Origin of the sequence: Terribacillus jepli, assembly GCF_047228925.1 — a bacterium.
Lineage (GTDB): Bacteria > Bacillota > Bacilli > Bacillales > Amphibacillaceae > Terribacillus.
On record NZ_JBFEGH010000013.1, the window covers coordinates 131,600 to 138,064 of the forward strand.

At 47.0% G+C, this 6,465-nt stretch carries 8 protein-coding genes; all 8 read left to right on the forward strand.

Going from position 1 to position 6,465, the window contains the following annotated elements; translation table 11 throughout:
• The 8 genes from AB1K91_RS14925 to lysA all read left to right on the forward strand — a co-directional run bounded on the left by AB1K91_RS14925 (window position 1) and on the right by lysA (window position 6,366).
• Window positions 1-624 (forward strand): stage V sporulation protein AA, encoded by a 624-nt coding sequence (locus tag AB1K91_RS14925; protein WP_413090893.1) that lies wholly within the window; start codon window positions 1-3, stop codon window positions 622-624.
• Window positions 605-1,021, forward strand: coding sequence for a stage V sporulation protein AB (locus tag AB1K91_RS14930; RefSeq protein ID WP_170829738.1), 417 nt, complete (start codon window positions 605-607; stop codon window positions 1,019-1,021). Before AB1K91_RS14925 ends, AB1K91_RS14930 begins: the two co-directional genes overlap by 20 nt.
• Before the next feature lie 16 nt (window positions 1,022-1,037).
• Window positions 1,038-1,499, forward strand: a complete 462-nt coding sequence (spoVAC, locus tag AB1K91_RS14935) for a stage V sporulation protein AC (RefSeq protein WP_413090895.1) — start codon at window positions 1,038-1,040, stop codon at window positions 1,497-1,499.
• A 4-nt stretch (window positions 1,500-1,503) separates the two neighbouring features.
• Complete coding sequence (spoVAD, locus tag AB1K91_RS14940) at window positions 1,504-2,514, forward strand: stage V sporulation protein AD (RefSeq protein ID WP_413090897.1); 1,011 nt, start codon at window positions 1,504-1,506, stop codon at window positions 2,512-2,514.
• A gap of 2 nt (window positions 2,515-2,516) precedes the next feature.
• Window positions 2,517-2,867, forward strand: a complete 351-nt coding sequence (gene spoVAE, locus AB1K91_RS14945; RefSeq protein WP_413090899.1) for a stage V sporulation protein AE — start codon at window positions 2,517-2,519, stop codon at window positions 2,865-2,867.
• 7 nt (window positions 2,868-2,874) lie between these two features.
• On the forward strand, window positions 2,875-3,438 hold the full coding sequence (gene spoVAEA, locus AB1K91_RS14950; RefSeq protein WP_413090901.1) for a stage V sporulation protein SpoVABEA: 564 nt from the start codon (window positions 2,875-2,877) through the stop codon (window positions 3,436-3,438).
• Entirely contained in the window at window positions 3,431-4,906 is a 1,476-nt protein-coding gene (locus tag AB1K91_RS14955; RefSeq protein ID WP_413090903.1) for a spore germination protein, read from the forward strand. Before spoVAEA ends, AB1K91_RS14955 begins: the two co-directional genes overlap by 8 nt.
• Before the next feature lie 161 nt (window positions 4,907-5,067).
• A complete protein-coding gene (gene lysA / locus AB1K91_RS14960; protein ID WP_413090905.1) occupies window positions 5,068-6,366 on the forward strand; it encodes a diaminopimelate decarboxylase in 1,299 nt (432 codons plus the stop codon).
• Window positions 6,367-6,465 lie beyond the last annotated feature (99 nt).

Below are 6,465 nucleotides of genomic sequence, written 5' to 3' on the forward strand. Positions count from 1 at the left end.
ATGCCAGCTATCGTATATATCCGGTTCATTCGGAAAATAAAAACTGCCCCAATGTCCATCATCAAACTCAAGGACATTGCACATATCGCAAATGCAGGGGAGCATAAGGAGCGAATGCTCGACACCGTCATTTACAGGATCAGCGAGAAAGACAGCAATATAGTTGTCCTGGATTGCTTTTCGGTCTTTCAGCAGCTGATGAAGCTGTTCCCGGAGCATGAGCTGCAGTTGATAGGTGCCGAACAGACGATCGTTCATGTCGAGCATTCGACAAAAAGAACTGTATGGCCGCTTGTGATTCTCATCTGGCTGCTTTTGTTCATCGGATCTGCCATGACGATCATGAATTTTCATTTTGATGTCAGCATGGAGCCGGTGCAGCAGCAAATACATTTTCTTTTGACGGGAGAAAGACTATTGCATCCGCTATGGCTGCAAATTCCATACAGTATCGGCATTGGAGTAGGCATGATCCTCTTTTTCAACCATGTATTCAAAAAACGGTTGAATGAGGAACCGAGTCCGCTGGAAGTGGAAATGCATAAATATCAGCGTGATATGGATGTGTATGTAGCTTATCACGAAAATGATTTGGAACAGCAGCATGTGGATCGCCATAGCTGAAGTGCTGATCGGCCTTAGTGCGGGGCTAGCAACAGGTGCAGGTTTTGTTGCTTTTCTTACAGTACTTGGCATCATTCCGAGACTGGTGCAGCTGAGCAAGACACATCGGTTCCTTCTCTCTTATGAAGCAGGTGTAACTGCCGGCGCCTGCGCCGGAACTATTCTCTCTTTCCATTATTTCCATTTCCATGCGCCGATTTTATGGATTGCTCTCTGGGGTCTCTTGCATGGCATATTCGTCGGCATGCTCGCTGCCGCTTTGACAGAAGTTTTGAATGTTTTCCCGATTCTGACCCGCCGGATCGGGCTGGATGGAAGTTTAATCTGGTTCTTCATGGCAATCGTCCTTGGAAAGATTACTGGATCTTTGTTCCAATGGCTTTTATTTTCTTATTAATCAAAGAGGTGACATCATGGATTCCAAGTTCAAAAAAGAAAATTATACTGACACAGCAAAAACGTATTATCCCAAAGTCCCATACGTCAAAAACTGTTTGAAAGCTTTCTTTGTCGGCGGTCTCATCTGCCTGATTGGAGAACTGCTCACCAAGTTTTATATGCAAGTTTTCGATATGACGCAGCAGGAAGCAGGAACACCGACTGTCACGACATTGATCCTGCTTTCTGCACTATTGACCGGGATAGGGGTATATGACCGCATCGCTCAATTTGCCGGAGCGGGATCAGCAGTACCAGTGACCGGGTTCGCCAATGCGGTGACTAGTGCTGCTTTGGAATACAAATCGGAAGGTTATGTACTCGGGGTCGGGTCCAATATGTTCAAACTAGCTGGCAGTGTCATTGTATTCGGGGTTACGTCGGCTTATATCGTCGGCATCATCCGGTATATATTCAACCAGCTGATCGGAGGGTAAGGAAATGGTCAAAATGGGTAAGCAGTCCTGGACATTGAATCAGCGGGTTTATATCCAGGAAACAGGAACCAGTGTCGGGCCGAAGGAAGGGAAGGGCCCTTTAGGGAGCTCTTTTGATAAATCTTACGACAACCTGTACTGCGGGGAAGATAACTGGGAAATGGCTGAAAGGAAACTATTGCAAGACTCGATACAAATAACATTGAAGAAAGCTGGTCTGAAGCCGCAGCATATCGATATGTTCATTGCTGGCGATCTATTGAATCAGAACGTTAGTGCCAATTATACGGCACGCGATTTGGATATGTCTTACCTCGGGATGTTCGGTGCCTGCTCCACAAGCATGGAGACATTGGCAATAGCATCCCAGTTGATCGATTCCGGAGCGGCAGAGCGAGTTTTGACAGCTGTTTGCAGTCATAATGCAACAGCGGAAAGGCAATTCCGTTTCCCGACCGAATATGGCAACCAAAAGCCAGCTACAGCGACTAGTACAGCGACTGGAGCTGGATGTGCACTAGTCAGCCGGGAAAAGAGCCAGATTCGGATAGAAGGCGCAACAATCGGCAAGGTAGTTGATTTCGGTGCCACAAATGCATTTGATCTTGGAAGTGCGATGGTTCCAGCAGCTTATGACACAATCAAACGGCATTTGAGCGATTTTGGCCGTACGCCTGCTGATTATGACTTGATCGTGACAGGGGACTTGTCGAGCATCGGTTCACCGATCCTCAAAGATATGCTCCGCAGTGATGGAATCAACATTGATGCCGTACATAAAGATTGCGGCAATTTGCTTTACAACCAGGATCAGGGAATGCTGGCAGGCGGCAGTGGAACAGCCTGTTCCGCTATCGTGACGTATGCCCATCTTCTGGATGAGATGCGAAAGGGTACCTATAAACGAATATTGGTTACGGCGACGGGTGCTTTGATGAACCCGACAGTAATCCGTCAGAAGGAATCCATTCCAGCTATTGCACATGGTGTCGTGCTCGTAAGGGAGGAGGGATAAGCATGGATTATTTCTGGGCATTTGTCATAGGCGGCCTGATCTGTGTTGTCGGTCAGCTGCTTTTGGATGTGGCCAAACTGGATGCAGGCCATGTCATGAGTACATTTGTCGTGGCTGGATGCGTGCTTGATGGATTCGACTTGTATGATAACTTGATTTCCTTTGCGGGTGCAGGTGCTTCGGTTCCGATTACAAGCTTTGGCCATTCCTTGCTTCATGGCGCGATGGAACAAGCCGATAAGCATGGATTTTGGGGCATAGCACTCGGGATGTTCCAGCTGACATCCGCCGGAATAGCAGCTGCTATCCTGTTTGGGTTTCTAGTCTCGGTATTCTTTAAACCAAAGGGATGACCCCTTCATGAAGAAAGTTATTCTTATTACAGACGGAGACGCTTATGCCAAGCGGACGATCGATTATCTTGCCGAAATCCTCGGCGGCACATCGCTTTCTTATTTAGCGGATAATCCAATGACCATCGACGCTCAATCGATGAAAGATGCCATTCATGCTGCAGATGATGAACCGGTATACGTTCTGCTAGACGATGGCGGTGTACCTGGCATCGGCAATGGCGAAAAGCTGCTGCTTGCCATTGCAGATGATCCGGAAATTGATGTGATAGGTGCTTTGGCAGTAGCAGCACATACACAGAACCGGGAATGGAGCCGGGTCAGCTTCTCGATCGATCAGGATGGAGAACTGCAGCCATTCGGTGTGGATAAGGAAGGCGTCATCACCGAGGAGTTCGGCCGCATCAACGGAGATACCGTTTATTTGCTGGATCAATTGGATATCCCGCTAGTGATCGCCATCGGAGATATCGGTAAGATGCATGGGAAAGACGCAATCGAACTTGGCTCCCCGATTACTGAACAAGCGCTCCGTATCATCCTTGAAAGGGAGGGAAGCCGAAATGGCTGAAGAACAGAAAACGCCGATCCCGACAAAGATTGATGAAGTGAATGATTTCATGAAAGAACGAGTCGGCGTCGGTGTCTCCTTCGATGTTGGTCACCGCACTCTGATCATTCTCAAGAAGCGTGTGGAAATCTACTATACAACCGGTCTTGCGGATGCTGAAGTCGTCCAGCGTGTACTGTCGAAATTAATGAGCATCAATGATGACGAGAGGAATGTAAACAAAGTCCCTGAAATCATCGAAAACCGTCTAGTGCACATGCAAGTGAGGAGGACAGAAAGCATTGATGACACTGTCGATCAATTCTTATCCGGATTGATCGTCGTTTTCATCGATGGCTGTGATTTTGCTTTTGTTGTCGATACAAGGTCTTATCCGGGCAGACAGCCCGAGGAGCCGGACACAGAGAAAGTCATTCGCGGTCCGCGTGATGGTTATACGGAAAATATCATCATAAACACTGCTCTGACGCGCCGGAGAATCCGGGATGAGCGGCTCCGCCTGGAAATGATGCAAGTAGGGGAAAGATCCAAGACAGATATATGCATTGCGTATATACAGGATGTCGCTGACCCTAATTTAGTGAAACTCATCAAAAAGGAATTGAAAGAAATCGAAATCGATGGATTGCCGATGTCCGATAAATCAGTCGAGGAGTTTCTGGTAAAACAAGGAATCAGGCCCTTCCCCCTTGTCAGATATACGGAAAGACCCGATATTGGGGCCGCCCATCTTTTGGAGGGTCATGTACTGATTATTGTCGACACCTCACCTAGTGTCATCATCACTCCGGCAACTTACTTTTCTCATTTGCAGCACGCCGAAGAGTATCGGGAGTCGCCGGGGCCTGGTTCGTTCATCCGTTTGGTCCGTCTCGTGGGCATTTTTGTATCTTTGTTCCTAATGCCTTTTTGGTATTTAGTCACTGTCCAGCCTGAACTGCTGCCGGATACAATCGACTTTATCGGACCGAATAAGGGAGGGGGACATATTCCGTTATTCCTTCAGATCCTTTTAGCTGATCTGGGAATTGAATTCCTCCGATTAGCTGCTATCCATACGCCTACACCACTTTCGACGGCAATGGGTCTTATTGCTGCCATCCTGATTGGTGAAATAGCCATAAACGTTGGATTGTTCACACCTGAGGTCATCCTTTATGTGGCAGTTTCTGCTGTCGGTTCCTTTGTTACACCAAGCTTTGAGCTTAGTGTATCGAATAAGATCTCGCGGTTATTCTTTTTGATTGCAACAGCAATATTCGGTATCCCGGGATTTGTCATAAGCATTACGCTTGCCATCCTGTTTCTTGCCGGGACAAAATCACTCAATACACCGTACATGTGGCCATTCATTCCTTTCAATATGAAGGCCCTCAGGGAAACCATTTATCGTACACCAGTTCCGTTGGCTAAATATCGTCCGACTATCACTAATTCTCCGGACAAGACAAGAATGCCGAATTCTTAGTTGCTAGAAAAATAAGAATATGGTACGTTTACTCTATCTATTTTTTATGACAGTTCGGGTAGTGTAGCGTGTGAGGCGAAAGCTCATCTTCTTCCTATGCGGAAAAGTTGGGCTTTTGTTTATGCCGATCCGATGAAGACGTTGTTTGGAGGTAATAGTATATGCAGCACCCTTTTGTAATAAATGATCAGCATGTTCTGGAAATCGGCGGAGTGGATGCCGTCACACTTGCTAAGAAATATGGTACGCCACTATTCGTATATGATGTCGGTATCATCCGTAAAAATGCCAAGGCATTTGTCGAAGCATTCGAGGCATTGGGAGTCAAAGCGCAGGTCGCATATGCCAGCAAGGCTTTTTCATCCGTCGCCATGCTGCAGGTGGCAAAGCAGGAAAGACTGTCCTTGGATGTTGTCTCGCGAGGAGAACTGCATACTGCTTTGAAAGCGGGTTTTCCGACGGAGAAGATCCATCTGCATGGCAATAATAAGAGTTATGAAGAACTTTCCATGGCTGTGGAACATGATATCGGCTGTGTGGTTGTAGATAACTTCCATGAAATTGCTTTATTGGAAGAAGTGCTCAATGAACAAGGGAAGCAGATGGATGTCCTTTTGCGCGTAACACCTGGTATTGAAGCACATACACATGACTATATTTTGACAGGCAATGAGGATTCCAAGTTCGGTTTCGATATTGCCAACGGTCAAGCAGAAAAAGCGTTCCTTCACGTGAAGGACAGCGAAGTGATCAGAATGAAAGGGCTGCATTGCCATATCGGTTCACAGATTTTCGAGACTGATGGATTCCTGATGGCAGTGGACAGACTGTTCGAGCTTATCAAATCCTGGCAGAGGGATTATAACTTTGAACCATCCGTACTCAATGTAGGAGGCGGATTTGGCATTCGTTATACGGAAAATGACGAGCCGCTTCCGTTGTCTGATTATATCTATGCATTGGTAGAGCGAATCAAAGCCGAAGCAGAAAAAGCGGCAATCGACATGCCGGAGATCTGGATCGAACCTGGCAGATCGATCGTGGGTAATGCAGCGGTCACTCTGTATAGAATCGGATCTGTCAAAGAAATTCCGGGAGTACGCAAATATGTTGCTGTCGACGGAGGGATGACTGACAATCTACGCCCAGCGCTTTATAAAGCTGTCTATGAAGCTAAAGTCGCCAACCGCGCGGATGAGCTGCCTGTTGAAACAGTCTCCATCGCTGGAAAATGCTGCGAATCCGGCGATATGCTGATTTGGGATATTGATTTGCCGAAAGTGGAGGCAGGGGACTTGCTTGCCGTATTCAGTACGGGAGCATACGGCTATGCGATGGCAAACAATTATAATCGTTTCGGCAGACCTGCTGTCGTATTCGTTGAAAATGGGAAAGACAAACTCGTCGTCAGACGGGAAGAAGCAGAGGAATTGACAAGGCTCGACTTGTCCTATGAATAAAAAAACCTGTATGCATGCTGCATTGATGTGCACCCTAAAAGTTAGAGTCAATATTAGATAGCCTGTTGGCTGGTGTGGAGCCGGTATTGTACCGGACTC